The organism is Actinophytocola sp. (assembly GCF_036555685.1).
Taxonomy (GTDB): Bacteria; Actinomycetota; Actinomycetes; order Mycobacteriales; family Pseudonocardiaceae; genus Actinophytocola.
This window is the reverse complement of the sequence record NZ_DATBKY010000004.1, coordinates 45,301-69,694: the sequence shown is the minus strand read 5'-3', so window position 1 is coordinate 69,694 and position 24,394 is coordinate 45,301. Positions and strand designations below refer to the sequence as shown.

General features: G+C 70.8%; 23 protein-coding genes and 2 pseudogenes. 12 read left to right on the top strand and 13 right to left on the bottom strand.

What is annotated here, in order from left to right; all coding sequences use genetic code 11:
- Positions 1–44: 44 nt before the first annotated feature.
- From VH969_RS00685 to VH969_RS00675, 3 genes are read right to left on the bottom strand one after another with little or no spacing between them, the layout of a single operon-like run.
- Positions 45–1,010, bottom strand: a complete 966-nt coding sequence (locus VH969_RS00685) for an ABC transporter substrate-binding protein (protein WP_331968574.1) — start codon at positions 1,008–1,010, stop codon at positions 45–47.
- A 3-nt stretch (positions 1,011–1,013) separates the two neighbouring features.
- Positions 1,014–2,006: an ABC transporter permease gene (locus tag VH969_RS00680; protein ID WP_331968571.1), complete on the bottom strand. Its 993-nt coding sequence runs from the start codon at positions 2,004–2,006 to the stop codon at positions 1,014–1,016.
- On the bottom strand, positions 2,003–3,619 hold the full coding sequence (locus VH969_RS00675) for a sugar ABC transporter ATP-binding protein (RefSeq protein WP_331968568.1): 1,617 nt from the start codon (positions 3,617–3,619) through the stop codon (positions 2,003–2,005). Before VH969_RS00675 ends, VH969_RS00680 begins: the two co-directional genes overlap by 4 nt.
- A gap of 209 nt (positions 3,620–3,828) precedes the next feature.
- On the opposite strand from VH969_RS00675, the gene VH969_RS00670 reads away from it, so the two are divergent.
- On the top strand, positions 3,829–4,806 hold the full coding sequence (locus VH969_RS00670) for an aldo/keto reductase (RefSeq protein ID WP_331968565.1): 978 nt from the start codon (positions 3,829–3,831) through the stop codon (positions 4,804–4,806).
- A 79-nt stretch (positions 4,807–4,885) separates the two neighbouring features.
- Here VH969_RS00670 and VH969_RS00665 read toward each other — a convergent pair whose 3' ends face one another.
- The 3 genes from VH969_RS00665 to VH969_RS00655 all read right to left on the bottom strand — a co-directional run bounded on the left by VH969_RS00665 (position 4,886) and on the right by VH969_RS00655 (position 8,065).
- Positions 4,886–5,113 carry a hypothetical protein gene (locus tag VH969_RS00665; RefSeq protein WP_331968562.1) on the bottom strand — a complete coding sequence of 76 codons (228 nt, stop codon included), beginning with the start codon at positions 5,111–5,113 and terminating at the stop codon, positions 4,886–4,888.
- Between the two features lie 76 nt (positions 5,114–5,189).
- A complete protein-coding gene (locus VH969_RS00660; protein ID WP_331968559.1) occupies positions 5,190–7,205 on the bottom strand; it encodes a hypothetical protein in 2,016 nt (671 codons plus the stop codon).
- Between the two features lie 68 nt (positions 7,206–7,273).
- Positions 7,274–8,065 (bottom strand): class I SAM-dependent methyltransferase, encoded by a 792-nt coding sequence (locus VH969_RS00655; RefSeq protein ID WP_331968556.1) that lies wholly within the window; start codon positions 8,063–8,065, stop codon positions 7,274–7,276.
- A gap of 41 nt (positions 8,066–8,106) precedes the next feature.
- On the opposite strand from VH969_RS00655, the gene VH969_RS00650 reads away from it, so the two are divergent.
- Positions 8,107–8,547 (top strand): pyridoxamine 5'-phosphate oxidase family protein, encoded by a 441-nt coding sequence (locus VH969_RS00650; RefSeq protein WP_331968553.1) that lies wholly within the window; start codon positions 8,107–8,109, stop codon positions 8,545–8,547.
- On the opposite strand, the gene VH969_RS00645 is transcribed toward VH969_RS00650, so the two are convergent.
- Positions 8,544–11,858, bottom strand: a complete 3,315-nt coding sequence (locus tag VH969_RS00645) for a DNA gyrase subunit A (protein WP_414638407.1) — start codon at positions 11,856–11,858, stop codon at positions 8,544–8,546. The genes VH969_RS00650 and VH969_RS00645 overlap by 4 nt on opposite strands.
- A 13-nt stretch (positions 11,859–11,871) precedes the next feature.
- The gene (locus tag VH969_RS00640) at positions 11,872–13,923 is read right to left on the bottom strand and encodes a DNA gyrase/topoisomerase IV subunit B (RefSeq protein ID WP_331968550.1); all 2,052 of its coding nucleotides are present in this window, start codon (positions 13,921–13,923) and stop codon (positions 11,872–11,874) included.
- A 159-nt stretch (positions 13,924–14,082) separates the two neighbouring features.
- On the opposite strand from VH969_RS00640, the pseudogene VH969_RS34430 reads away from it, so the two are divergent.
- Positions 14,083–14,190 (top strand): annotated as a pseudogene (locus tag VH969_RS34430) (hypothetical protein); the annotation flags it as partial.
- A 301-nt stretch (positions 14,191–14,491) separates the two neighbouring features.
- Here VH969_RS34430 and VH969_RS00635 read toward each other — a convergent pair.
- Positions 14,492–15,247 carry an SDR family oxidoreductase gene (locus tag VH969_RS00635; protein ID WP_331968547.1) on the bottom strand — a complete coding sequence of 252 codons (756 nt, stop codon included), beginning with the start codon at positions 15,245–15,247 and terminating at the stop codon, positions 14,492–14,494.
- Between the two features lie 31 nt (positions 15,248–15,278).
- Here VH969_RS00635 and VH969_RS00630 point away from each other — a divergent pair, with 31 nt between their 5' ends.
- On the top strand, positions 15,279–15,974 hold the full coding sequence (locus VH969_RS00630; RefSeq protein ID WP_331968543.1) for a haloacid dehalogenase type II: 696 nt from the start codon (positions 15,279–15,281) through the stop codon (positions 15,972–15,974).
- Here VH969_RS00630 and VH969_RS00625 read toward each other — a convergent pair.
- The 3 genes from VH969_RS00625 to VH969_RS00615 are packed head-to-tail and all read right to left on the bottom strand — an operon-like array spanning position 15,961 to position 19,248.
- Positions 15,961–16,848 carry a hypothetical protein gene (locus tag VH969_RS00625; RefSeq protein ID WP_331968540.1) on the bottom strand — a complete coding sequence of 296 codons (888 nt, stop codon included), beginning with the start codon at positions 16,846–16,848 and terminating at the stop codon, positions 15,961–15,963. The genes VH969_RS00630 and VH969_RS00625 overlap by 14 nt on opposite strands.
- Before the next feature lie 37 nt (positions 16,849–16,885).
- Positions 16,886–17,740 carry an alpha/beta fold hydrolase gene (locus VH969_RS00620; RefSeq protein ID WP_331968537.1) on the bottom strand — a complete coding sequence of 285 codons (855 nt, stop codon included), beginning with the start codon at positions 17,738–17,740 and terminating at the stop codon, positions 16,886–16,888.
- Positions 17,737–19,248: a flavin-containing monooxygenase gene (locus VH969_RS00615; protein WP_331968534.1), complete on the bottom strand. Its 1,512-nt coding sequence runs from the start codon at positions 19,246–19,248 to the stop codon at positions 17,737–17,739. The genes VH969_RS00620 and VH969_RS00615 overlap by 4 nt, the downstream gene beginning before the upstream one ends.
- 81 nt (positions 19,249–19,329) lie before the next feature.
- Here VH969_RS00615 and VH969_RS00610 point away from each other — a divergent pair, with 81 nt between their 5' ends.
- From VH969_RS00610 to VH969_RS00575, 8 genes and pseudogenes are all read left to right on the top strand, one after another.
- Positions 19,330–20,022, top strand: coding sequence for a TetR/AcrR family transcriptional regulator (locus VH969_RS00610; protein ID WP_331968531.1), 693 nt, complete (start codon positions 19,330–19,332; stop codon positions 20,020–20,022).
- Between the two features lie 113 nt (positions 20,023–20,135).
- Positions 20,136–20,420 carry an iron-sulfur cluster biosynthesis protein gene (locus VH969_RS00605; RefSeq protein WP_331968528.1) on the top strand — a complete coding sequence of 95 codons (285 nt, stop codon included), beginning with the start codon at positions 20,136–20,138 and terminating at the stop codon, positions 20,418–20,420.
- Between the two features lie 62 nt (positions 20,421–20,482).
- Positions 20,483–21,040 carry a TetR/AcrR family transcriptional regulator gene (locus VH969_RS00600; protein WP_331968525.1) on the top strand — a complete coding sequence of 186 codons (558 nt, stop codon included), beginning with the start codon at positions 20,483–20,485 and terminating at the stop codon, positions 21,038–21,040.
- Between the two features lie 9 nt (positions 21,041–21,049).
- Positions 21,050–21,688 carry a hypothetical protein gene (locus tag VH969_RS00595; protein ID WP_331968522.1) on the top strand — a complete coding sequence of 213 codons (639 nt, stop codon included), beginning with the start codon at positions 21,050–21,052 and terminating at the stop codon, positions 21,686–21,688.
- Positions 21,681–21,851 carry a class I SAM-dependent methyltransferase gene (locus tag VH969_RS00590; RefSeq protein WP_331968519.1) on the top strand — a complete coding sequence of 57 codons (171 nt, stop codon included), beginning with the start codon at positions 21,681–21,683 and terminating at the stop codon, positions 21,849–21,851. Before VH969_RS00595 ends, VH969_RS00590 begins: the two co-directional genes overlap by 8 nt.
- A 45-nt stretch (positions 21,852–21,896) precedes the next feature.
- Positions 21,897–22,028 (top strand): annotated as a pseudogene (locus tag VH969_RS00585) (SAM-dependent methyltransferase); the annotation flags it as partial.
- 142 nt (positions 22,029–22,170) lie between these two features.
- Positions 22,171–22,407, top strand: coding sequence for a hypothetical protein (locus VH969_RS00580; protein WP_331968516.1), 237 nt, complete (start codon positions 22,171–22,173; stop codon positions 22,405–22,407).
- 64 nt (positions 22,408–22,471) lie between these two features.
- On the top strand, positions 22,472–23,410 hold the full coding sequence (locus VH969_RS00575) for an aldo/keto reductase (RefSeq protein ID WP_331968513.1): 939 nt from the start codon (positions 22,472–22,474) through the stop codon (positions 23,408–23,410).
- Between the two features lie 32 nt (positions 23,411–23,442).
- Here the strand turns inward: VH969_RS00575 and VH969_RS00570 are convergent, their stop codons facing one another.
- Entirely contained in the window at positions 23,443–24,387 is a 945-nt protein-coding gene (locus VH969_RS00570) for a hypothetical protein (RefSeq protein ID WP_331968510.1), read from the bottom strand.
- Positions 24,388–24,394 lie beyond the last annotated feature (7 nt).

Genomic DNA, 24,394 nt, shown 5'->3' with positions numbered 1-24,394 from the left:
GACTCGATGATCCCGGCCAGCCGGCCGGCAGGATCGGTCATCGCTCACTCGTAGAGCATGGACTTGATCTTCTCGTCGTCCACGTTCGTCTTGTCGTACCAGTAGAAACCGGTGTCGATGGTCTTCGGCTGGTCCTCGCCGTTGATCGCCTTCATCGCGGCCTTCACCAGCTCGCGGCCCATGTTGATCGGGTCCTGGGTGACCGCACCGGCCATCGAGCCGTCCTTGATCGCGTCGATCTGCGCCTTGCCGGAGTCGAAGCCGACCAGCGTGATGCCGGTCTTGCCGCTCTCCTCCACGCCCTTGATCGCGCCGATCGCCGAGCCCTCGTTGGACCCGTAGATGCCCTTGAGGTCCGGGTTCGACGAGATGATCGACTTGGTGATGTTGGCGGACTCCGCCTGGTCGCCGCCGCCGTACTGCGGTGCCAGCACGGTGATGCCGGGTGCGTTCTCCTTCATCCACTCCATGAACCCGTCGCGGCGGTCGATGCCGGACCTGCTGGTCTGGTCGTGCACGACCATCGCGACCTTGCCCTTGCCGCCGATCAGCTCGGCCATGTGCTTGGCGGCCTCCGCCGCGGCGGCCTTGTTGTCCGTGGCGACCGTGGTCACCGGCACGTCGCTGTCCACACCGGAGTCGAACGCGATCACCGGGATGTTCTGCGACTTGGCCTGCTGCAACAGCGGTTCCGCGGCCTTGCTGTCCAGCGCGGCGAACCCGATCGCCCTCGGTTCCTTGGCGATGTCGTTGGTGAGCATGTTGATCTGCTCCTCGACGTCCGCCTCGGTGGGCGGGCCCACGAACGTGACCCGCGCGCCCTGTTTCTTCGCCTCGTCCTCGGCGCCCTGCTTCACCGCCTGCCAGAACTGGTGCTGGAAACCCTTGGAGACGATGGCGATGTACGGCTCACCGCCGCCCACGGGGGTGTCGCTCTCCTCGCCGCACGCGCTCAGCGCGACGGACAGGGCGGCGGTGAGCAGGACGGTGGCGGCCGTGCGCATCTTCATGGGTCAGGCCTCTTTCTTGCGGAGGATGTCGGTGTAGACGGCCACGAGGATCACGCAGCCGAGGATGACGTTCTGCCACTCCTGCGGAATCGACATGATCTGCAGGCCGTTGTTCAGCGTGGAGATGATCAGCGCGCCGATGAGCGTGCCGACGATCGAGCCCTTGCCACCGGACAGCGACGTGCCGCCGATGACGACGGCGGCGATCGCCTGCAGCTCGTAGCCCATGCCGGTGGCCGGTTGCGCGGAGCCGAGCCGCGCGGAGATCATGATGCCCGCGAGGCCGATGAACAGTCCCGCGAAGGTGTAGATGACGATCTTCCACCGGCGCACGTCGATGCCCGACAGCGCGGTGGCCTCCTCGTTGCTGCCGATCGAGTAGGTGTAGCGGCCCAGCAACGTCTTGGTGAGCAGCACGCCGGCGATGATCGCGACCACGATCAGCACGACCACCGCGTTCGGGAACTTCACGCCCGGGATCAGGTTGCCCGTGGAGATCTTCGTGTACGACGGGTCGTCGCTGAAGTAGATCGGCGCGCTGTTGGACAGCACCAGCGCGAGCCCCTCGGCCACGAGCATCATCGCCAGCGTCGCGATGAACGGCGGGATCCGCAGTATCGCGATGTTGAACCCGTTGACCAGTCCCATGAGCCCGCCGAACAGGACCGTCCCGAGCAGACCGACCGCGATCGGCAGGTCCAGCTTCACGATGAACACGCCGGACATGACCGCGCAGAGCGCCATCCCGGTACCGATGGACAGGTCGATACCGCCGGTGATGATCACGAACGTGGTGCCGATCGCGAGCGTGCCGATCACGACCGTGGAGAACAGGATCGCGGTGAAGTTGCCGTAGGTGAAGAAGTACGGGCTCGCGAGCGAGAAGAACGCGTAGATGACGATCAGGCTCGCGAACGCCAGGAACTGTTGCAGCCGGCCCTTGGCCACGGTCATGAAGCCGCTGCTCACCGCCTCGCGCGTCTTGACCGCGGTCATGTCGGTTCCGCCTCCCCGGATTCCGGCGCCGCGCCCGTCTCGACCGGATCCAGGCCGAGCTCGACCGCGTCCTCGATGTTCTCGTCGGGGCGCAGCGTCGCGTAGTGCATGATGCTTTCCTGCGTCGCCTCGGCGGCGGTGAGGATCCGCGTCACCCGGCCCTCGCTCATCACCACCACGCGGTGCGACATGCGCAGCACCTCGGGCAGCTCCGAGGAGATCATGATGATCGACTTGCCCTGCTCGGCGAGCTCGTTGAGCAGCCCGTAGATCTCCTCCTTGGCGCCGACGTCGATGCCCCGGGTCGGCTCGTCGAAGATCAGGATGTCGCAGTCGCGCACCAGCCACTTGGCGATGACGACCTTCTGCTGGTTGCCGCCGGAGAGGAACTTCGTGGTCTGGTCGACCGACGGCGTCTTGATCTTCAGCGCCCCGACGTACTCGCGGGCCTCGCGGCGCGCGGCGCGGTCGTTGATGAACCCGAGGGCGGCGAACTTGTCGCGCAGCGCGCCGAGCGTGACGTTGGCCCTGACGTCGGAGTCCAGCAGCAGGCCGTAGCGCTTGCGGTCCTCGGACAGGTAGCCGATGCCGTGGTCCACCGCGTCCGCCGGGTGGCTGATGCGGACCGGCCTGCCGCGCAACAGGATCGTGCCGCCGTCGGCGGGGTCGGCGCCGACGATCGCGCGGGCGGTCTCGGTGCGCCCCGCGCCCATCAGGCCGGCGAAGCCGAGGATCTCGCCCTCGCGCAGGTCGAACGAGACGTCCTTCAGCAGTGTCTTGGTGCTCAGCCCGACGACCTCGAGGACGGTCTCGCGGTCGTCGCGCACGCCCTGCGGGCCGGTGTCGTCGGCGATCGTGCGGCCGACCATCATCGAGATGATCTCGCGCGTGCTGGTGGCGGCGACGTCGACCGTGTCGACGTACTCGCCGTCGCGGATCACGGTGACGCGGTCCGCGATCCGCTTGATCTCCTCCATCCGGTGGGAGATGTAGATGACCCCCGTGCCGGGTCTCACGAAACGTCGGATCAATTCGTGAAGGGTCGACACCTCGGCCTCGTTCAGCGCCGCGGTCGGCTCGTCCATGATCAGGACCTTGGGCTCGTACGACAGCGCCTTGGCGATCTCGACCATCTGCTGGTTGGCCACGGTCAGGCGGCCGACCACGGCGTTCGGGTCCAGCGGCAGGTGCAGCCGGTCGAGCAGCGAGCGGGCGTCACGGACGAGCCGCCGCTCGTCGAGAAACATGCCGGCCATCCGCGGCTCGCGGCCGATGAAGATGTTCTGCGCGACGGTCAGGTGCGGCACCAGGTTGAACTCCTGGTGGATGATGCTGATGCCGAGCTCCATCGCCTGCTTCGGGCCGGCGATCTCCAGCGGCTCGCCGTTGAAGCGGAAGAAACCCGTGTCCGCGGTGTAGATGCCGGAAAGCAGCTTCATCAACGTCGACTTGCCGGCACCGTTCTCCCCGACCAGCGCGAGGACCTCGCCGGCCCGCAGCTCCAGTCGCATGTCCGACAGGGCGCGCACGCCGGGGAAGGTCTTGTTGACCTCCTCGACCTCGAGCAGGGGGACGGTGGCGGCACCCGGCGGCACCGTGTCGACCTCAGCCATCGGCACGCCCCGAGCCGGGGCCGTACGAGCAGCCATACGTCGGATGACCCGGCGATCGTGCCGTGTCCAGCGCGTCGATGCGTGCCACGAACGCTCCTGCTCCCTGGGCGTGATCTAATCCGGAGGTTAGACATCGGATGTATTCGCCGTCAAGGTTCGATATTCACCCCCGGCTGGCATCGTAGGACCGGGACGACGAAGGAGGTCGGATGGATTACGCGCGACTCGGCGGTTCCGGGCTCGCGGTGTCGCGGGTGGTGCTCGGCTGCATGAGCTTCGGCGACCCGGCACGCGGGCGGCACGAGTGGTCGCTGGACCTCGAGGCGGCGCGGCCGCTGATCCGCCAGGCCCTCGAGTCGGGCATCACGACCTTCGACACGGCGAACGTGTACAGCGACGGGTCGAGCGAGGAGATCACCGGCAAGGTGCTGACCGAGCTCGCCCGCCGCGAGGAGGTCCTGATCGCGACGAAGGTGAACGGCCGGATGGGCCCGGGCCCGAACGGTGCCGGCCTGTCGCGCGGCGCGATCATGACCCAGGTCGACGCCTCGCTGCGCCGGCTCGGCACCGACTACATCGACCTGTACCAGATCCACCGGTGGGACCCGCGGGTGCCGGTCGAGGAGACGATGGAGGCACTGCACGACGTGGTGCGGGCGGGGAAGGTGCGGTACCTGGGCGCGTCGTCGATGTGGGCATGGCAGTTCGCGCAGGCCCAGTACGTGGCGGATCTGAACGGGTGGACCCGGTTCGTGTCCATGCAGGACCAGTACAACCTGATCATGCGCGAGGAGGAGCGCGAGATGCTGCCGTTCTGCCTCGACCAGGGCGTGGGTGTGCTGCCGTGGAGCCCGCTGGCACGCGGCCGCCTGACCCGCGACTGGGACGCGACGACCCGCCGCACGGAGCGCGACCGCTTCGGCGGCACGCTCTACCACCAGGCCGAGGACGCCGACCGCCGCGTGGCCGACGCCGTCGCCGCGGTGGCCAAGGACCGCGACGTGCCCCGCGCTCGGGTCGCGCTGGCCTGGCTACTGCACCAGCCGGCGGTCACGGCGCCGATCGTCGGCGTCACCAAGCCCGAGCACCTGTCCGACGCGGTGGCCGCCGTGGACCTCCGGCTGAGCGACGAAGAGCTGACCCGCCTGGAGGAGCACTACGTGCCACACGCCCCCGAAGGCTTCTAGTGTGCTGAGGCCACTGCTGGATCCATCGCCGGAGGCCGTGCGGCGAGGCCGACGTGCCTGGAACCACCGACTCAGGACGCTAGTCGGGGCCGCGCAGGGTGAGCACCACCCGCATGACCTGCTCGACAGCCGCCGGGAACGCCGCGGCCCGCAGCTCGTCGCGGGCGGCGAGGTTGCGGGAGGCGAACTCCAGCATCCCTTCGGTGCCCATCCGCCGGACGACGAGCGCGGCGATCTCGTCCAGCTCCAGGCCGGGATGGTCCAGGCGGGCCAGCGCGAACTCGACGACGAGCTCTTCGTCGGTCATGGGTTCCGCCTCCCTCCCGGCCTCGGCCGTGACGTCGTCATGACATCGTCGTGCCATCGTCGGGAACGAGACGAGACTAACCCCAGTCCTCCGTCGCCTTCCAGGTGTCGAGGTAGGCCTCGGCGCCGCGGCTCATGTCGTGGATGATCGCGTCCGCGTCCGGGCCCGCGGCGATGCGCAGGTCCGCGAGCCAGTCCGGCATCAGGCCGATGTGCGCCATGCCGTCGACGTTCAGGTCGAACACCCGGTCACCGGTCCGCTGTTTGTCCACAGTGGACCCGCCGTCGAACGTGGGGAACGGGTACCGCAGCGGGCGGCTGGCCGCGTCGGCGCGTGGTGCCGCCTGCGCGCCGAACCCACCGGTGTCGAACCCGACCCCCAGGGCACCCGGGTAGTTCGGCGTGCCGCGCAGCGTCCGCCAGTCCGCCACGAACTGGTCGGTGCCGTTGCCGTACGGGCCGGCGATGCCGCCGAGGCCGAGGATCCGGCCGTAGAAGTGCGTGTCCAGCCACGAGTGCCCCGACACGACGCCCGGGTAGTGGTTGGCCTCGAGCAGCGACAGCGACTGGTCGATCGACTTCACACCCATGTGGTCGACGTCGATCATCATGTGCCGCGCCATCATGCCCTGGATCGCGTAGCCGCCCAGGTCGGTCAGCCCGTGGATGTTGCAGTGCGGGGCCGCCGGGTAGATCGGCAGCGTGACGTCCGGCGGCAGCAGCGCCTTCAGCGGGCCGGCCAGGTCATCGGCCTCGAAGGCGATCGTGTTGTCGTGGTACGGCGTCGTACAGGTCTCCGCCTCCCAGAAGCGGCCCGTCATGTAGAAGTTCCCGGCGTTGACGACGGCGCCCTTGGTCTCCTCGTCGAACCGCACGCCGCACAGCGCGTTGTCGAACTTGTGGCAGACGAACATCCGCCGCACGCCCATGCCGTACAGCTCGTCCAGCCCGGCGTCGATGCCCGCCTTCGTGCACTGCGGCACGTTCTGCTTGATCCCGCAGTTGAACGGCTGCGACACCTCGACGCCCAGCACCACCGCTAGCTTGCCCTGCTCGATCACCGAGCGCGCCTGTGCCTCGTCGGTGACGATCCGGAACCAGCCCTTGCCGGGCCCGCCGTTCTGGTCGTCGATGAAGTCCTGCAGCTCGTGGATCGCCTGCGACTGGATCCGGACCTGGTCCATGTCGTTGCACGAGTTGTGCTTGAGCGGGTAGATCTCGCACAGCGCGGCGTTGTTCACGAACAGGTTCGTGTAGATCCGCAGGCCGCCGCGCCACGCGCGCTCCAGCCACTTGTAGTACTGCGCCTCGTGGGTGAGCGAGTTCCACTTCGGCCAGTCCTTGAACGTGGGCCAGCCCTTCGTGTCGTGGGTCAGGCCCGGGTACGCACCGGACACGACGTTCTCCAGCCACGCGCCCAGGCCGTTCGGCTCGTGGTCGGGGCAGTCGACGAGCGCGTCGGTGATCCCGTACCGGCTCCACGGCTTTCCACAGTGGACGTTGCCGCCCATGAACTCGAACGCCGTCAGGTGGTTGTGCAGGTCGACGATGCCGCGGACCTCGCCGTCAGGCGTCGTGCCGGTGAACGGCGTGCCCTGGATGTCGATGTCGGCCTCGGGTGCGGTGGCGCACCCGGTGGTCTCGACGAGCGTGAACTTCGTGCCGCTGCCCCGCATCGCGAGGATCGTGAAGATCGGGTCGACGGCGAGCTGCTGCCCGGACGCCGGCGAGCTGATCGTCACCGTCTCGCCGGACGGGGTCAGCTTCCAGTCCGACTGCGGGCCCGCCGCGGCCGACTTCAGCACGCCCAGCGTGCCGAGCCCGGTGGACAGGAAGTCCCTGCCGGTACCGAAGAACAGGTAGCTCGCCTGGCCGGTGCGCTGCAGGCGGAACGGCTGCTCCGGGCCGGACGCCGTCGCCTGGTAGCCGCCGAGCACGTTGCGCATCACGAACTTGCCGTTCGGCGCCTTGAGCGCCACGCACGCGCCGTTCAGGTTGTTCACGTCCGGCGCGGCCTCCGCCGGGCCCGGAATCGTCACCAACCCGGCCACGAGAACCGCGGCGACCAGCCCGGACCAGCGTTTGCGCCCCATTTGCTACTCCCCGGTAAGTAGGCTGGCCCATACCTTGGCGGGGCGTGGTGGCGCCCGTCAACCGCCGTTCAGCGGGCAATACCTGCCAGAACTGTGCGCCCATCTGTGAACGCGGAGGTGTCCAGACCGGACAGCCGCGCGCGCACGGTCCGCAGGAACTCCCGCTGCGCGTCCGGGGCGAGCCGCGCCAGCCGGCGGGCGCCGCGGGAGCAGTTGGCGTTGTGCTCCACGAACCGCTCGAAGTCGGGCTCGAGCGACCACGGCACGGGCCCCACGTCGACGTGCGCGAAGCCGGCCGCGGTGAAGACGTCAGCCAGCTTCTCGGGCGTGTTCAGCACGACGTGCATGTTGACGCGGGCGTCGTCCTGCGGCGCGCCGGCCCGGTCGAGCTCCTCGTGCCAGATCTCCACGGCGCGCACCGGCCGCTCCTGCCCCCACACCGCGACGCCGACCGTGCCGCCGGCGCGCACGACGCGGCGCACCTCCCGCACACCCGCGGCCGGGTCGGGCAGGTGGAAGAGCATGAACGCGAGCACGGCGACGTCGAACACGCCATCCGCGAAGGGCAGCCGGGCGGCGTCCGCCACCGCGCGCGGGAACTCCCGCGGTGCGCGGCGCAGCATGCCGATCGCCCGGTCCGCGCCGACGACCGTCGCGTCCGGAGCGTCGCGGCGCAGGTCGGGCAGCAGCGTGCCCACCCCGGTGCCGAGGTCGAGGACCCGCCCCGCGGCGGCGAGCGGCAGCCGGTCCAGCAGCCGCAGGGTCACCGGGTACAGCACCCCCGCCCACTCGCGCTCGTAGGCGGCCGCCGTGCCGGAGTAGTGATCGGCGAGCGTTCTGACGGGGTCGTTCTCGTCCATCGGGCCACCGTACGACCCCGTGCCGGGCGTACGTTGACGCCATGCGGTGGCCGGACTTCGCCGATCACGCCCCCGAGCTCGCCTGGCGAGGCTGGCGCCTGCTCGCCGAGCGGCACGGGTACGCCTACCTCGCGACGACCGCGGCCGACGGCAGCCCCCGCATCCACCCGGTCGCGCCGATCCGCGCCCGCCGCGGCCTGCTCGTCGCGGTCCGGCGGAACTCACCGAAGCTCGCCGACCTGCGCCGCGATCCCCGGATGGCGCTGCACACCACGGTCCTGCCGCCGGACGACGAGGAGTTCGCGCTGCGCGGCACGGCCGTGGAGATCACCGCACCGGACGAGCGGGAACAGGCCGTCGCCGGTGCGACCGATGGCGCGCAGCTGTCCGACCACCTGGCCCTGTTCGAGATCGACCTGCTCGAAGCGAGCTGGGCCCGGTGGTCCGGCGGCGCTCCGGTCCGCGAACGCTGGCGGGCCTAGCCGCGTTCCACCAGGCGGCCGACCATGTCCGGTCCGGGATGCGCCACACCCGAGCCGTCGCGGCGGTCGTCGGGCGCGGGGAGCTCGACCGCGGAACCGGTGCGCGAGACGCCCGCCGGACGGGGCCCGACCCAGCCCAGCACGAGGCGGTTCTCACCCTTGAGGAATCGCTGCGAGCGGACGCCACCGGTGGCGCGGCCCTTGCCCGGGTACTTCGCGAACGGCGTGACCTTGACGCTCTGCCCGGTGGCGGTGACGACCATCGGCTCGCCGTGCTCGTCGTCGTCGGTACGGAGCGCGGCGAAGAACACGACCTCCGCGCCGGCCGCCAGGTTGATGCCGGCCATGCCACCGCCCTTGAGCCCCTGCGGGCGCACCAGCGAGGTCGCGAACCGCAGCAGCGAGGAGTCCGACGACATGAACACGCACGTCTCCGACCCGTCGGTGAGCCACGTGGCGCCGACGACCTCGTCGCCCTCCTTGAGCCCGATCACCTCGAACTCGTCGGAGCGCACCGGCCAGTCCGGCGCGCACACCTTGACCGCGCCCTGCCGGGTGCCGAGCGCGAGGCCGGGCGAGCCCTCGGCGCGCTCGCCGAGCGGGGCGATGCCGACGACCTTCTCGCCCATCTCCAGCGGCACGAGCTCGCTCGCCGCCATGCCACCGCCGAGCGACACGGTGCCGGCGTGCTCGGGCAGCACGGGCAGCGGCAGCACGTCGGTCTTGAACGCGCGTCCCCGGCTGGTGATGACGAGGATCTGCCCGCGCGCGGTGGTGTGCACGAGCGCGGCGACCGCGTCGTGCTTGGCGCGGCCGCTGCGCCGGCGGGCCTCGGTCGCCTCCTCGGACTCGGCGGCGGTGCGGGCCACCAGCCCGGTGGCGGACAGCAGCACCTGGCACGGGTCGTCCGCGACCTCGAGCGGCCCGGCCGGCTTGGACGCGGCCAGCACCTCCTTGAGGTCGCCGTCGATCAGCGCGGTGCGCCGCTCGCCCGCGAGGTCCTTGGCGATCTTGGCCAGCTCGCCCGCGACGACCTTCTTGAGCTCCGACTCGTTCTCGAGGATCCTGGTGAGCTCGGCGATCTCGGCCCGGAGGCGCTCCTGCTCCTGTTCCAGCTCCAGCTTGTCGTACTTCGTCAGCCTCCGAAGCGGAGTGTCCAGGATGTACGTCGCCTGGATCTCGGTGAGCTTGAAGCGCTTCATGAGGCCGGCCTTGGCCTCGGCGGCGTTCTCGCTGGCGCGGATCAGCCGGATCACCTTGTCGATGTCCAGCAGGGCGATCAGCAGGCCCTCGACGAGGTGCAGGCGTTCCTCGCGCTTGCGGCGGCGGAACCGCGTGCGCCGGGTGACCACCTCGTAGCGGTGCCGGAGGAACACCTCGAGCAGCGCCTTGAGGCCGAGCGTCCGCGGCTGCCCGTCGACGAGGACGAGGTTGTTGATGCCGAAGGACTGCTCCATGGGCGTCAGGCGGTAGAGATCGCTCAGGAGCGCCTGCGGGTTGACGCCGACCTTGCACTCGATGACCAGGCGCGTGCCGTTCTCGCCGTCGGTGAGGTCCTTGACGTCCGCGATCCCGGTGAGGCGCTTGGACTTCGTCACCTCGTCGGTGATCTTCTCGATGATCTTCTCGGGCCCGACCGCGTAGGGCAGCTCGACCACGGTGATGGCCTGCCGGCCGCGGCTGCCCTCCAGCGGGCCGATCTCGACCTTGGCGCGCATGCGGACGACGCCGCGGCCGGTCTCGTAGGCGCGCCGCACCTCGTCGAGGCCGAGCAGCATGCCCCCGGTGGGCAGGTCGGGCCCGGGGACGAACTCCATGAGCTTGTCGAGTGTCGCGTTCGGATGGTGGATGAGCCACCGCGCGGCCCCGATGACCTCGCCGAGGTTGTGCGGGATCATGTTGGTGGCCATCCCGACCGCGATCCCCGACGTGCCGTTGACGAGCAGGTTCGGGAAGGCGGCCGGCAGGACCGACGGCTCCTCGAGCGACCCGTCATAGTTGGGCCGGAAGTCGACCGTGTCCTCGCCCAGCTCCCCCACCAGCAACATCGCCTCGGGCGAGAGCCGGGACTCGGTGTTGTGGTTGACGAATCCACCGGCGAGGAACGAGTGATCCGCGGAACGAACGCGCACCGAGTACACCTCGGCTGGCTCGGCGGCGTCCACCGAGACGATCTCTTCGAACCGGTACCCGGAATCCATGATCGGCAGGATCGTCGCGAGGACCTCGTCGTCGGTGATCCGGTCGATCAGCCGGGCGCGGTCGGTCGTCCAGCGGGCCAGATCGACCCCGGCGTACTCGTGCACGTACGGCACCGTGTCCACATGCGACACCTCGAGAACGCGGTCGCGCCGCACGGCTACGACGCCGAGCTCGGCCAGCAGCTCCTGGAGCTGCGCCGCCTGCTCGACCGACCCCGCCGTGTGCCGGCCCCGCAGGTCGGCACCGAACGCGGCCGTGGCGTAGGCGCGCTTGAGCCCCCAGCCGCCGGTCCACACCTGTTCCGGGATCGGACCACCCGCGGCGTGCGCGCGCGATCCGGCCAGCAGTTCGGCTTCGCTCGGCCGGACGTCGGCGCCGACGTTGCGGGCGATGCACACGACCTCGCCCGGTCGCAGCTCGTCCAGGCGCCGCCACTGGAACAGCGGCACGCCCATCGGTGCCGCCAGGCAGAGGACCAGGTGGTTCTCGCTGCCACGCAACGCGAAGCCGGACCTCGAGGTGATCCGCAGCGTCGGGTGCACGCCGGAGTTGAAGACCTTCTCGACCCGGACGGCCTTGCCGTCCTTGTCGAGGACCTCGAAGTCTGCGTCCGCCTCGGCGTCGGCCGGCAGGTTCACCAGGTCACCGATCCGCGGGCTCGAGCCGTCGGCCAGCCTTATCCGGGTGTCGCCCACGACGCAGTATCGCGACGCGGCCGGGCCGTCGTCCGGGCTGCCGAAGTTGCCGTGCCCGTCGATCAACGGCGCGTTCATCGAGAAGTCCTGTGCCAGGCGGACCATCGCGTCGTAGATGGCCATGTCGCCGTGCGGGTGGTAGCGGCCCATCACGTCGCCGACCACGCGGGAGGACTTCACGTACGCGTGCGTGGGCCGGTAGCCGTTCTCGTTCATCGAGAACAGGATCCGTCGGTGCACCGGCTTGAGCCCGTCGCGTGCGTCCGGCAGGGCGCGGGAGTGGATGACCGAGTACGCGTACTCCAGGTACGAGTCCTCGATCTCCGTCTTCAGCGCGTTGTCGAAGACCTGGGCGCCCGGCTGGTCGAACGCGGCCGGGTCGACGCGGGTCGTGCGTGCCTTGCGGCGTGCCATGATTCTCTATTCCTCAGATGTCGATCGTCGACTGGTCGACCCGCACGGAGGACTCCACCAGCCACGCCCGCCTCGGCTCGACCTTCTCCCCCATCAACAACTCGAGCGCGGCCTCCGCGGCCTCGACGTCGTCGAGGGTGATCCGGCGGACCGAGCGGGTCGCCGGGTTCATCGTGGTGTCCCACAGCTCGTCCGCGTCCATCTCGCCCAGGCCCTTGAACCGGGGCACCGGCGTGACGACCTGCTTGCCGGCCTTCTCCAGCGCCGCGACCTTCGTCTCCATCTCCCGCTGGGTGAAGGTGAAGATGGTCTGCGGGTTCTTGCCCTTCGTGGTGATCTTGTGCAGCGGCGGCATCGCGGCGAACAGCCGGCCGTCCTCGATCACGGGACGCATGTACCGGGCGAACAGCGTGATCAGCAGCGTGCGGATGTGCGAACCGTCCACATCGGCGTCCGCCATCAGGATCACCCGGCCGTAGCGCATGGCCGGCAGGTCGAACGTGCGCCCGCTACCCGCCCCGAGCACCTGCACTATCGACGCGATCTCCGCGTTGCGCAGCGTGTCGGCGAGGCTCGCCTTCTGCACGTTGAGAATCTTGCCCCGCAGGGGAAGCAGCGCCTGGTACTCCGACACGCGAGCGTGTCTCGCGCTCCCGAGGGCGGAGTCCCCTTCCACGAGGAACAGCTCGCTGCGGGAGATGCCCGTCGCGCGGCAGTCGACCAGTTTCGGGGGCATGGCCGCGCCCTCGAGCGCGGTCTTGCGGCGGGCGGCGTCCTTCTGCTGTTTCTGGGCGAGCCGCACGCGGGAGGCGTCGACCACCTTCTGCAGCACGGTCTTCGCCTCGGTCTTGGTCCGCCGGGCCTCGGTCCACGCCTTCACCTGCTGCTCGACGATGCCCTGCAGCACCTTGGTGATGCCCGCGGTGGACAGCTCGTCCTTGGTCTGCGAGGTGAACTGCGGCTCGGGGATCCGCACGTGCACGACCGCGGTCATGCCCTCCTGGACGTCCTCCAGGGTCGGCGGGTCCTCCTTCGGCTTGAGCAGCCCGCGCGTCTTGCCGATGGCCTCGTTGACCGCCTTGAGCACCGCGCGATCGAAGCCGCGGCGGTGGGTGCCGCCGTGCACGTTGCGGATCGTGTTGGTGAAGCACTCGACCGTTCGGTCGTAGCCGGTGCCCCAGCGCAGCGCGACCTCCACCTCGGCCCGGCGCTCCACTTTGGACTGCATGACGCCGTTCTCGTCCGCCGCGTTCTCGCGGTACACGCCCTCGCCGGTGATCATCAGGGTGCCGGAGACGGGCCGGTCGGCCGAGGGAGTGAGGAACTCGACCATGTCCGCGAGGCCGTTCGGGTAGGAGAACGTCTCCTCCTCTATCGCGCCCTCGGTCGTGTTGCGCAGCACGTAGCTGACACCCGGGACGAGGAACGCCGTGTTGCGCAGCTTCGCCCGGACGGCCTCGATGTCCAGCGCCGCGCCGTTCTCGAAATAGCGCGCGTCGTACCAGTAGCGGATCGACGTGCCGGTCTTCTCGCCGCGCTTCATCTTGCGCTCGACCTGCAGGCCGGACTGCTTCTTGAACTTCGCCTTCGGGCCGGCCGCGTCGAACACCCCGGGCACGCCGCGGGCGAACGACATGTGGTGCACCTTGCCGTCGCGCTTGACGGTGACGTCGAACCGCAGCGAGAGCGCGTTGACCGCGGACGCGCCGACGCCGTGCAGGCCGCCGGAGGTCTTGTAGCCCGAACCGCCGAACTTGCCACCCGCATGCAGCCGGGTCAGCACCAGCTCGACGCCGGACAGCTTGGACTTGGCGTGCACGCCCGTCGGGATGCCGCGGCCGTCGTCGTCGACCTGGACGCTGCCGTCGGCGTGCAGCGTGACGACGATCTTGCTCGCGTGGCCGGCCACGCCCTCGTCGGTGGAGTTGTCGACGATCTCGTTGAAGAGGTGGTTGATGCCGCGGCTGTCGGTCGACCCGATGTACATGCCGGGCCGCTTGCGCACCGCCTCGAGTCCCTCGAGATGCGTAAGATCGTCGGCCCCGTACAGCGTCTCCGCAGTCACCCTCAACTCCCGAATCACCGGTGCGCCCAAGATCGACATGCCCGCGGACGAGCCGGGCATCGGCGTGCACCACCGTAGAGAAGGGTATCCGCCGACACTGACATCCCCTGGTATTTGCCCCGGGGTTGCCCGCGTGAGGTAATACTGGCGGCCGCGCTCATGACGCCGTCCACGACCCTTCGTCCCGCGAGTGACCTGGGCTTTCTGCCGCCCGAACACCCGGGATGCCCGCGGCGGTTCGACGTGGCGGCCGGGGTGGCGCACGTCATGTGCCCGGAGTGGCGAGGAGCGCCGCGCGGCGAAGCCGGGCGAATCGCACCCGGCTCGCGAACGCGGCGGCGTTCACCGAAGCGTACGGCCGTCACTGCCGGCCGGGGTCGCGCCGGCGCCGTTCGCGGCGCTCGCGGCGGAGTGCGGCGACCGCGACCGGGATTGGCACCCCGACCGGCTCGACCGGCTCGACCGGCTCGTGGCGGCGGGCGCGGACCTTTTCCGCACGACCCGGTGGTCCACTGTGGACGTGACGGACGCGGCGTCCGTGGATCCGGACGTCGCCGGCCAGGATCCGCTAGCCCCGGCCCACGTACGGCATGTTCGTGGCCATCAGCGTCACGAACTGCACGTTGGCCGACAGGGGCAGCGCGGCCATGTACGCCACCAGCTCGCCCACGTGGGCCGCGTCCATGGTGGGCTCCGGGCGCAGCGTGCCGTCGGCCTGGCGCGTGCCCGAGCCGAAGCCCGCGGTCATCTCGGTGGCCGCGTTGCCGATGTCGATCTGGCTGACCGCGATGTCGTGCGCGCGGCCCTCCAGCGCGAGCGCCTTCGTCAGCCCGGTGATCGCGTGCTTGGTGGCCGTGTACGCGACCGCGTCCGGCCGGGGGACGTGCGCGGAGATCGAGCCGTTGTTGACGATCCGGCCGCCGCGCGGGTCCTGTCCGGCCATGATCCGGAACGCCTCGCGGGCGCAGCGGAACGAGCCGGTGAGGTTCGTGTCGACGACGGCCTGCCAGTCCTCGTCGGACACCGACGCCACCCCGGCCGCTGGGCCGAACACGCCGGCGTTGTTGACCAGCAGGTCGAGCCGGCCGTAGGCCGACCTGACGTGGTCGAACAGCGCCGCGACGGCGTCCGCGTCGGTGACGTCGGCGACGAACGGGTCCGCCCCGTCGACCGACTCGAGCGACGCGCGGGTGCGGCCGGCGACGACCACGCGGTGGCCCGCGTCGAGCAGCGCGGTCGCCATGACCCGGCCGAGGCCGGACCCGCCACCGGTGACCACCGCGATCTTCGGGGCGACCTTCGGGGCGATCTTCGGTGTCGACAAGGCAGCCTCCCAGGAGGTACGCATTGACGCCATGGACGGTATCCGGGTCATCACCTGCGACATCTTCGGCACGACGGTCGACTGGTACACCGGGGTCGCCGAGCAGGTGGCGAAGCTGCTGCCGGACGTCGACGCGGGGTCGTTCACGAGCCAGTGGCGGGAGAAGTACCTGCCCTCGATGGCCAACGTCCGCGAGGGCCGCCGCGACTGGGCCTACCTCGACGCGCTGCACCGCGAGTCGCTGGACGAGCTGCTGGCGCGCCACGGCCTCGACCCGGACGAGGACACCCGCGGGCGGCTCGTCCGGGCCTGGCACCGCCTGCCGGCGTGGCCCGACTCGGTGCCGGGCCTGGCCCAGCTGAGCGGCCGGTACACCACCGCCGCCCTGTCCAACGGCGGCTTCGCGCTGCTGACGAACCTCGTCAAGGCCGCGCACCTGCCGTTCGACTGCATCCTGTCCGCCGAGCTCGCCCGCAACTACAAGCCGGACGCGTCGGTGTACCGGACCGCGGCCCGCCTGCTGGACGTCGAGCCCGGCGAGGTCCTGATGGTCGCCGCGCACGGCTGGGACCTCGACGGCGCCCGCGCGGCCGGGCTGCGCACGGCGTTCGTGGAGCGGCCCGAGGAGAAGGGACCCGACCACCCGGCCGACCGCGCCGAGGACGTCACCGCCGACCTGTCGGCCGGCAGCTTCACCGAGCTCGCCGAGCTGCTCAGCCGGGGGTGAGCCGGCGCGGGCCGATCAGCGCGGCGACTCCGCTCAGCGCGTAGCCGAGCGCCGGCCCGTACGCGCCGAAGCTCGGGCCGTCGCCGCCGGCGAACAGGTCCTGCACCGCGTAGACGTGCACGCCGGCCATGGCGAGCAGGATCAGCCCGGCGATGCGGCGGAACATGGCGAGGCCCATCTTCACCATGGACAGCACGATCACGAGCGCGCCGACCGCGATGCCGATCGTGGTGAGCTCTCCGCGGGAGAAGTCGCCCTGGTTCTCGCCGAACAGCCCGGCGGCCGGCCCGACGCCGTAGCGCACCAGCAGGTAGCCGATGCCGAGGATCGCGAGCGCGGCGAAGAGAGCCTTGCCGACGACCGACTCGATCACCGACACGAGCGCGAGCACGATGCCGAGCGCGGCGAGCGGGTAGCTGAACAGCACGAGGTACCAGCCGCCGAAGCCCTGCGCGTTCGCCTCCGTCGCGAGGTCCCACAGCTGCGGCAGCGTGAGCGACTTGCCACCCGCGGCGGACGCGGACACCCACGGCAGCACGAGCATGCACACCAGCTGCACGGCGATCCCGACCAGGCTGAACAGCAGGCCGATGCCGGGCAGCCGGAATCTGAAGCCGCCCTCGTCCGGGTACATCTCCTGCGGCGTCGGCCGGCGCGATGGCGGGCCGGGCCGGTACGGCTCTCCGTAGGGCTGGTACGGCTCGGGCTCCCGATAGGACGGCTGCCGGTACGGGTCGTCCTCGTAGACCGGCTCGCGGTAGCCCTGCTGCTCGGGATGGTTCCCGCGCTGGTGCTGCCGGTAGTCGGGCTGCTGGAACTGCCGCTGCCAGTCGTACGGCCGGGGCGGACCGCTGTTGGGACCGGGACGGGACATGCAGGGCACGGTACCGGGCGCAGATTTGTGCGCAAGGCTAACCCGGTACGGATTCCGCCCAGAAATCTCTCACCAGCTGGGCGAACTCCTCGGCACGCTCGATCTGCGGCATGTGCCCGGTGTCGGCGAAAAGGTGCGTGCGCGCATGCGGCAGGAGCCGTTTCGCAGCGTCCAAATGGGCCACCGGCAGGATCAGGTCGTGCGAGCCCCACACGATGAGCGTGGGCACGGCGGCGGCCGCGGTGGCCGCGATGATCGCGTCGCGCCACGGCCGGCGCACGCCGCGGAACGTGCCGAGCGAGCGGGTCAGCTGGAGCAACACGTCGGGACCGTGCGAGCGGCGGGCGAGCTCGAGCGCACGCTCGACCCGTGCCTCGGTGACGAAGCCGCGGTCGCGGAAGATCGCCTGTTCCATGCGCCGCGAGGTGCTGAGCGACGGGCGGCGCAGCAGCAGCCGGCCGAGCGGGCGCAGCGCCAGGACGCGCAGCGCGATCGTCACCTCGCGGCCGAAGCCGGCGCTGTCGACGAGCACGAGGCTGCGCACGCGGTCCGGGTGGCGCAGCGCGAGCAGCATGGCCACCGCGCCGCCGAGCGAGTTGCCGACGAGGTGCGCCGGGCGGGTCTCGCCGATCTCGTCGAGGAACGCGGCCACCGCGTCGGTGATGCCGGGCAGCGTGCTCTTGCCGGGCAGCGGGTCGGACTCGCCGAAGCCGGCGAGGTCGACGCTGTAGACGCGGTAGCGGTCGTCGAGCAGCTCGTGCTGGTCGGTGAAGTCCTCGAGGCTGCGCGCGATGCCGTGCAGCATGACGACCGGCGGGTTCGCCGTGTCGCCCGTGGCGCGGTAGCGGACGGACCGGCCGGCGATGCGGAGCGTCTCGTCGGTGACGGTCACGTGCCCTGTCCGGACAGGACGGTCGCGGGCGCGCGGTCGAAGCGCATGTCGTCGTCGACCGGGCCGTAGCGCATCAGCACCACGTCGCGCGGGTAGTTCTGGTACAGCCGCCACGGGGCGGCCGGGCCCTGCTTGGGCAGCTTGTCGATGCTGCGCAGCACGTACCCCGACCGCAGGTCGACGAGCGGCACGGTCGCCTCGGTGCCGGCCGGCGGGCGCGGGGTCGCGATGTCGTAGCGCTGTGCGGCCATGTGGTTGAGCAGCCGGCAGACGTAGCGGGCGACGAGGTCGCTCTTGAGCGTCCAGGAGGCGTTCGTGTAGCCGATGGTGAGCGCGAAGTTGGGCACGCCGGAGAGCATCATGCCCTTGTAGGCCAGGGTGTTGCCGAGCGCGACCTCGTCGCCGTCGACGGTCAGCCTCATGCCGCCGACCGGCAGGAGGTTGAGGCCGGTCGCGGTGATCACGATGTCGGCGGGCAGGTGCTGGCCGGAGGCGGTGGTCACGCCGTCGGCGGTGAAGCCGGCGATCGTGTCGGTGACGATCGAGGCGCGGCCGTCGCTGACGGCCTTGAACAGGTCGCCGTCGGGCACGAAGCACATGCGCTGGTCCCACGGGTCGTAGCTCGGCGCGAAGTGCGTGTCGACGTCGTAGCCCTGCGGCAGCAGGCCCATCGCGCCCTTGCGCAGCAACGACTTCATGAGCTTGGGCGCGCGGCGGCTCAGCTGGAACAGCAGCTGCGCGCCGAGCACGTTCTTCCACCGCAGGAGCGGGTAGAGGTAGCGGTCGGGGATGCGGCCACGCAGCTTCTGGGCGAGCGGGTCGAGCGCGGGCAGGGAGAGCACGTAGCTCGGTGAGCGCTGCAGCATCGTGACATGCGCGGCGGTGCCGGCCATCGCCGGCACGAGCGTCACGGCGGTCGCGCCGCTGCCGACGACGACGACCCGCTTGCCCGCGTAGTCGAGGTCCTCGGGCCAGTGCTGCGGGTGGACGACGGGACCGGTGAACTGGTCGATGCCGGGCAGGTCGGGGGTGTAGCCCTGGTCGTAGCGGTAGTAGCCGGCGCAGACGAACAGGAAGTCGCAGGTGAGCGTCGTGTCGCCGGTCGGGCCGGTGGCGTGCACGGTCCACCGGTGGTCCGATGTGGACCATTCGGCGCCGGTGACCTGGTGGCCGTAGCGGACCAGCTCGTCGACGCGGAACTCGCGGGCGGTCTCGCGGACGTACTCGCGGATCGCCGGACCGTCGGCGATGGCCTTGGCCTGGTTCCACGGCCGGAAGGAGTAGCCGAGGGTGTACATGTCCGAGTCAGACCGGACGCCGGGGTAGCGGAAGAGGTCCCACGTGCCGCCGATGGCGTCGCGGGACTCGAGGATCGCGACCGACCGGTCGGGGCACTCGCGCCGCAGGTGGCAGGCGGCGCCGATGCCGGAGAGCCCGGCACCCACGATCAGCACGCCGACATGCTCGGGAACGTGTTCGGACACGTGCTCCATGGACTCTCGAGCCATGCCGGCCACGGTATCGACAGCCTGTCGAGTCAGTCAACAGGGTGTTGAGTGCGCGCGTGGCCGGACGGTAGCGTGGCCGGTATGTCCAGCCCCGCCAGGTCCGGCACGAGGTCCGCTCGCGGCCGCCGCGGCGTCCGGCCGTCCGGCGACGACCGGGAGGGCGCGATCCTCGCCACCGCGGAGCGGCTGCTCGGCGAGCGGTCGATCAGCGAGATCTCCACCGACGATCTCGCCCGTGGTGCCGGCATCTCCCGGCCGACGTTCTACTTCTACTTCCCCTCCAAGGACGCGGTGCTCCTGGCGCTGCTGGACCGGGTGGTGGCCGAGGCGGACGCGGCGCTCGACCGCGTGCCGGACGACATGGCGAGCGATCCGCCGCGGTACTGGCGGCGCTGCATCGCCGCGTTCCACGAGACGTTCTCCGCGCACCGGCCGGTGGCGCTGGCGTGTGCGGCGGCCCGCGTGACGAACGCCGAGGTGCGCGAGCTGTGGGCGCGGGTGATGTCGTCGTGGACGCTGCTCGTGGCGGAGGCCATCGAGTGCGAGCGCCGGCGCGGCGCGGCCCCGCCCGGGCTGGCGGCCCGCGACCTCGCGGTGGTGCTGAACTCGATGAACGAGCGGGTCCTGCACGCGACGTTCGCCCAGGACGGCCCGGCGGTGGCCGAGGCGGACGTGGTCGACGTACTGCTGACGGTCTGGCTGAACGCGATCTACCAGACGACGACGCCGCCCGGTGACGCCGACAGCCCGCAGGCCACTCCGGACTCCTCGTGACACACGCCGTCCCGGGAGGCGGCCCGCGCGCGGTGACCGGATCGACAGTTCGGGTTAGCCGCGGTTCGGTCCGGGTAGGCCACCTCGAGTCCGCCGAGGAAGCGAGGTGTCCCTTGCTGCACATCACCCCCGAGGCCGGCCTGGCCATCAACCGGCTCGTTCAGGGCCAGGGGGCAGCCGGCCTGCGCATCGAGGCCAGGTTCGGGGCCCCGGACTTCGCGGTGTCGATCGCCGCGTTGCCGGATGAGACGGACCTGGTGGTGACCGAGGAGACGACGGGCGCGCGGGTCATGCTCGACGCGCTCACCGCCGACTACGTCGAGGACAAGACCCTCGACGTGGACGACACCGTCGAGGGCACCGCCCGCTTCCAGCTGGCGCAGCAGGGCGCGATCTGACCGCTTGACAACCCTGGCTAATGTCATTAGCTTTACGGCTATGAACATTGGCCGGAGTTGTCGTGCCTAGGGCCGGGCTGTCGACGAGCGCAGTCGTGGACGCCGCGCTCGCCCTCGTCGACGAGGCCGGGCTCGCCGCGCTGACGCTCGCCGCGGTCGCCGGGCGCACCGGGGTCGCGACGCCGTCGCTGTACAAGCACGTCGCGGGCCTCGGCGAGCTGCGCACGCTGCTCGGCATCCGGGTGCTGGAGGACATGACCGAGCGGTTCACCACCGCGGTCCTCGGCCACAGCGGGGACGACGCGGTCGCCGCGTTGCTGCACGCCTACCGCGACTACGTCCGCGCACACCCGGCCCGCTACGCGGCGATGCCGCTGGACCCCCTCCACGACCCGGCACTCGCCGCCGCCGGGGGCAAGCAGCTCGAGGTCGTCCTCGCCACGCTGCGCGCGTACGGCCTCGCCGACTCCGCCGCCGTGCACGCCGCCCGCTGCCTGCGCGCGGTCGCGCACGGCTTCGCCTCCCTCGAGGCGGGCGGCGGGTTCGGCCTGCCCGAAGACCTCGACCAGACCTACGACCAGCTCGTGCGGGCCGTCATCGCGAGCCTGCCCAGAACCTAGGAGATCCTCATGTCCAGACTCGCTCCGCTCTCCCTCGCCGCCGCCGGCGTCCTCTTCCTCCTCTACCCCGCCGTCCGGCCGTGGACCGATGAGACCACTGTGGACGGTGCACGCGAGGCGATGGCGTCCGGCGCCTGGGTCGCCGCACACGCGTTCGCGATGCTCGGCTTCATCCTCGTGCCGCTCGCGCTGCTCGCCCTGCGCGAGTCGGTCGGCCTCGCGCCGATGGTGGTCATGTCCGTCGGCGCGGGGCTGGTGCTGCCCTACTACGGCGCGGAGGACTTCGGCCTGCACGCGGCCGCCACCAACGGCGGTGACCTGCTCGCGATCGCGGAGGCCACCCGGTACAACCCGGTCGCGATCACGATGTTCGGCGCCGGGCTGCTCCTGCTCGCGGTCGGCGCGATCATGGTGGCCGTCGCGATCTGGCGGACCGGCGCGCTGCCGCGGACCAGCGGCCTCCTGTTCGCGGCCGGGTTCGCGCTGTTCCTGCCGCAGTTCTTCGCCCCGGCGCCGGTCCGCATCGCGCATGGCGTGCTCATGCTCGCCGGCCTGCTGTGGCTCGCGGTGGCGCTGTGGCGGGCGAGCCCGCGCCCGGCGAAGGCGCCCGCCGCTGGAGCACAGCCGGCCGCTCCCGCCCATGGCTGACGAGATCTTCGGGCACCCGCGGCTGGCGGCGATCTACGACGCGCTCGATCCGGACCGCACCGATCTCTGCCACTACGTCGAACTCGCCCGGCGACTCGACGCGAGGCGGGTGCTGGACATCGGCTGCGGCACGGGCGTGTTCGCGCTCATGCTGGCCGACTGAGGGCTGGAGGTCGTCGGCGTCGATCCGGCCGGCGCCTCCCTCGATGTGGCCAGGGCGAAACCGGGTAGCGACCGCGTGCGCTGGATCCACGGTGACGCGACCGATCTACCGCCGCTGCGGGTGGATCTCGTCACCATGACCGCGAACGTGGCCCAGGCGATCGTCGACCCGCACCTGTGGGGGCAGGCGCTGACCCGGGCGCGTGCAGCCCTGCGACCGGGCGGCCATCTGGTCTTCGAGACCAGGGACCCGGCCGCGCGCGCCTGGGAGACCTGGAACCGCGACTCCTCGCACCGGGTCACGCCGATCCCGGGCGTGGGTGAGGTCCGAGAGCTGGGTCGAACTGGTCGACCTGAGCCCGCCCGTGGTCACGTTTCGCTGGCACTACGCGTTCGCCGCCGATGGGCAGCAACTCACGTCCGACTCGACGCTGCGGTTCCGCGACCGTGCGGAAGTCGAGGCGGACCTGGCAGCGCACGGCTACACCGTGCGGGAGGTCGCAGACGCGCCCGATCGTCCAGGGAAGGAGTTCGTGTTCGTCGCCCGGCGGTCCTGATCTCGCGAGCGTCCATGATCTTCGTGCTTGACCCGAAGCGCGCTCCAGGTGCAACGGTACGGACATGGACGCAGCAACCATGGCTCTCGGCACGATGTACTTCGGAACCCGAGTGGACGACCGGTCGGCGTTCGCCATCCTCGATCGATACGTCGAGCTCGGGGGTCGATGGCTGGACACCTCCAACAACTACAGCTTCTGGACCTCCGACACCGGCTTCGGCGGTCAGAGTGAGGCCCTGCTGGGACGGTGGCTCCGCGCCAACCCAGGTGTCCCGGTACGGATCAGCACCAAGGTCGGCGCGCAGCCGACCCGCCCGGGCGGCTTCCCCGACCACATTGAAGGACTCGGCCGGGACGCGGTTCGGCACTCCCTTGAGGCCAGCCTGGACCGGCTCGGTGTCGACGCGGTCGATCTCTACTGGGCGCACGTCGAGGATCCCACTGTGTCGGTCGACGACCTGGTGGCTACCTTCGGCGACCTGGTGGCCGAGGGGTTGGTCGGCCGCTATGGGATCTCCAACCATCCGTCCTGGCTGCTCGAACGGATCCGGTCCGCGGCCGAGCGAGGCGGGTACCCCCGACCGAGCGGGTACCAGCAGCGCTACTCCTACTTCCAGCCGCTGCCGAGGCAGCCCGTCGAGGGGCAGCCGATTCCACTCGGCATGCTGAGCGACGACGGCCTGGACTTCCTGCGGCGGAACCCCGACGTCTCCGGCTGGGTGTACACCGCGACGCTGCTCGGTGCCTACGACCGAACCGACCGGCCACTGAGCGAGGAATACCGGCACCCTGGCAACCAGCGGCGCCAGACCGCCCTGACCGCCATCGCGCGCGAGCGAGGGCTGCGCCCCGGACAGGTCGTCCTCGCCTGGCTCGCCTCCGGTCAGCCACAACTGGTCCCGATAGTCGGCGTGAGCACCGCCGAACAGGTGGCGCAGGCCTGGTCCGGCGTGACCGCCAAGCTTACCGACGACGACATGGCGGCCTTGGACACTGTTTGACGGGACGAATCGTCAGTTCAGGAATCAGTGCGCTAGGCCGCCATCGCCGAGCGCAACGAGCGGTACAGCAGCGCGGCATCGCCGAGGCGGTGCCGCAGCTGCCGTTCCAGGCCACCGATCGGCACGAGGTTCTGCGGCGCGCGTGGGTCCTTGTGCGGCACGCTCGCGAGCCGTGGCAGCACCCGGGCGGTGATGTCCGCCAGCGCGACCGCGTCCGGTGTGGACAGCTCGGCCGAGCACTCCAGCCGCACGATCGCCGACCACGGTGCGCTCGACGAGCCGGGCAGGCGCAGGTACCAGGACTTGCGCTCCCACGACGTGCCCATGCCGAACACCGGGCTGCGCTGCCCGGGCGCGAGATCCGCCACGACCGCGGCCTGCTCGCGCTGCAGGTAGGACTTCTGGTGCGTCTTCACGTACCCGACCGTGCGCGCCAGGTGCGTGCGGCCACGCAGCGGACCGTCGACGACGAGCAGGTCGTCCTCGACGTCGGAGTGTTCCCGCCACGCGTTCGCGAGCGTGACCTCCAGTTCGGACATCCGCCGGGTCACGCCGAGCACGAGCTTGTCGAGGCCGCCGGGCGCGTGGTGGAACGCGTAGCGGGCGTGCCGGGTGATGATGTCCTCGCCGGTCTCGGCGAACAGGCCCCGGTCGACGGCCACGTCGACGATCTCGGCGGCGCCGTCGCACCGGACGAGCCCGACGGCGACCGACGCCAGCACCCCCGGGTCCGGCTCCGGACCGTCGCCGTGGCGCCACACGCGCGCGTCGATCCGCTGCACCCCGTCGAGGAAGAGCACGGACCCGGGCAGCGGGACGACCTGCGGATCGACCGGCTTCCAGTCGGCCGCCTTCAGCTCCAGATCCAGCTCGAGCCGTGCGGAGGACTCCGGGCCACCCGGCTCGTCGCCGCGGGCGACCCCGTATCCCGGGTCCCACGGGTCCACGGTGTACGTGGCGGGCACTGGGGCGGTCATGGCACCA

What these genes read in the sequence shown, in the direction of transcription:
- VH969_RS00685 (WP_331968574.1), bottom strand. Translation starts at nt 1,010, where the DNA reads ATGAAGATGCGCACGGCCGCCACCGTCCTGCTCACCGCCGCCCTGTCC.
- VH969_RS00570 (WP_331968510.1), bottom strand. Translation starts at nt 24,387, where the DNA reads ATGACCGCCCCAGTGCCCGCCACGTACACCGTGGACCCGTGGGACCCG.
- VH969_RS00650 (WP_331968553.1), top strand. Translation starts at nt 8,107, where the DNA reads ATGCGGTGGCCGGACTTCGCCGATCACGCCCCCGAGCTCGCCTGGCGA.
- VH969_RS00680 (WP_331968571.1), bottom strand. Translation starts at nt 2,006, where the DNA reads ATGACCGCGGTCAAGACGCGCGAGGCGGTGAGCAGCGGCTTCATGACC.
- VH969_RS00645 (WP_414638407.1), bottom strand. Translation starts at nt 11,858, where the DNA reads ATGGCACGCCGCAAGGCACGCACGACCCGCGTCGACCCGGCCGCGTTC.
- VH969_RS00655 (WP_331968556.1), bottom strand. Translation starts at nt 8,065, where the DNA reads ATGGACGAGAACGACCCCGTCAGAACGCTCGCCGATCACTACTCCGGC.
- VH969_RS00630 (WP_331968543.1), top strand. Translation starts at nt 15,279, where the DNA reads ATGGACGGTATCCGGGTCATCACCTGCGACATCTTCGGCACGACGGTC.
- VH969_RS00590 (WP_331968519.1), top strand. Translation starts at nt 21,681, where the DNA reads ATGGCTGACGAGATCTTCGGGCACCCGCGGCTGGCGGCGATCTACGAC.
- VH969_RS00665 (WP_331968562.1), bottom strand. Translation starts at nt 5,113, where the DNA reads ATGACCGACGAAGAGCTCGTCGTCGAGTTCGCGCTGGCCCGCCTGGAC.
- VH969_RS00615 (WP_331968534.1), bottom strand. Translation starts at nt 19,248, where the DNA reads ATGGCTCGAGAGTCCATGGAGCACGTGTCCGAACACGTTCCCGAGCAT.
- VH969_RS00625 (WP_331968540.1), bottom strand. Translation starts at nt 16,848, where the DNA reads ATGTCCCGTCCCGGTCCCAACAGCGGTCCGCCCCGGCCGTACGACTGG.
- VH969_RS00670 (WP_331968565.1), top strand. Translation starts at nt 3,829, where the DNA reads ATGGATTACGCGCGACTCGGCGGTTCCGGGCTCGCGGTGTCGCGGGTG.
- VH969_RS00595 (WP_331968522.1), top strand. Translation starts at nt 21,050, where the DNA reads ATGTCCAGACTCGCTCCGCTCTCCCTCGCCGCCGCCGGCGTCCTCTTC.
- VH969_RS00575 (WP_331968513.1), top strand. Translation starts at nt 22,472, where the DNA reads ATGGACGCAGCAACCATGGCTCTCGGCACGATGTACTTCGGAACCCGA.
- VH969_RS00660 (WP_331968559.1), bottom strand. Translation starts at nt 7,205, where the DNA reads ATGGGGCGCAAACGCTGGTCCGGGCTGGTCGCCGCGGTTCTCGTGGCC.
- VH969_RS00675 (WP_331968568.1), bottom strand. Translation starts at nt 3,619, where the DNA reads ATGGCTGAGGTCGACACGGTGCCGCCGGGTGCCGCCACCGTCCCCCTG.
- VH969_RS00610 (WP_331968531.1), top strand. Translation starts at nt 19,330, where the DNA reads ATGTCCAGCCCCGCCAGGTCCGGCACGAGGTCCGCTCGCGGCCGCCGC.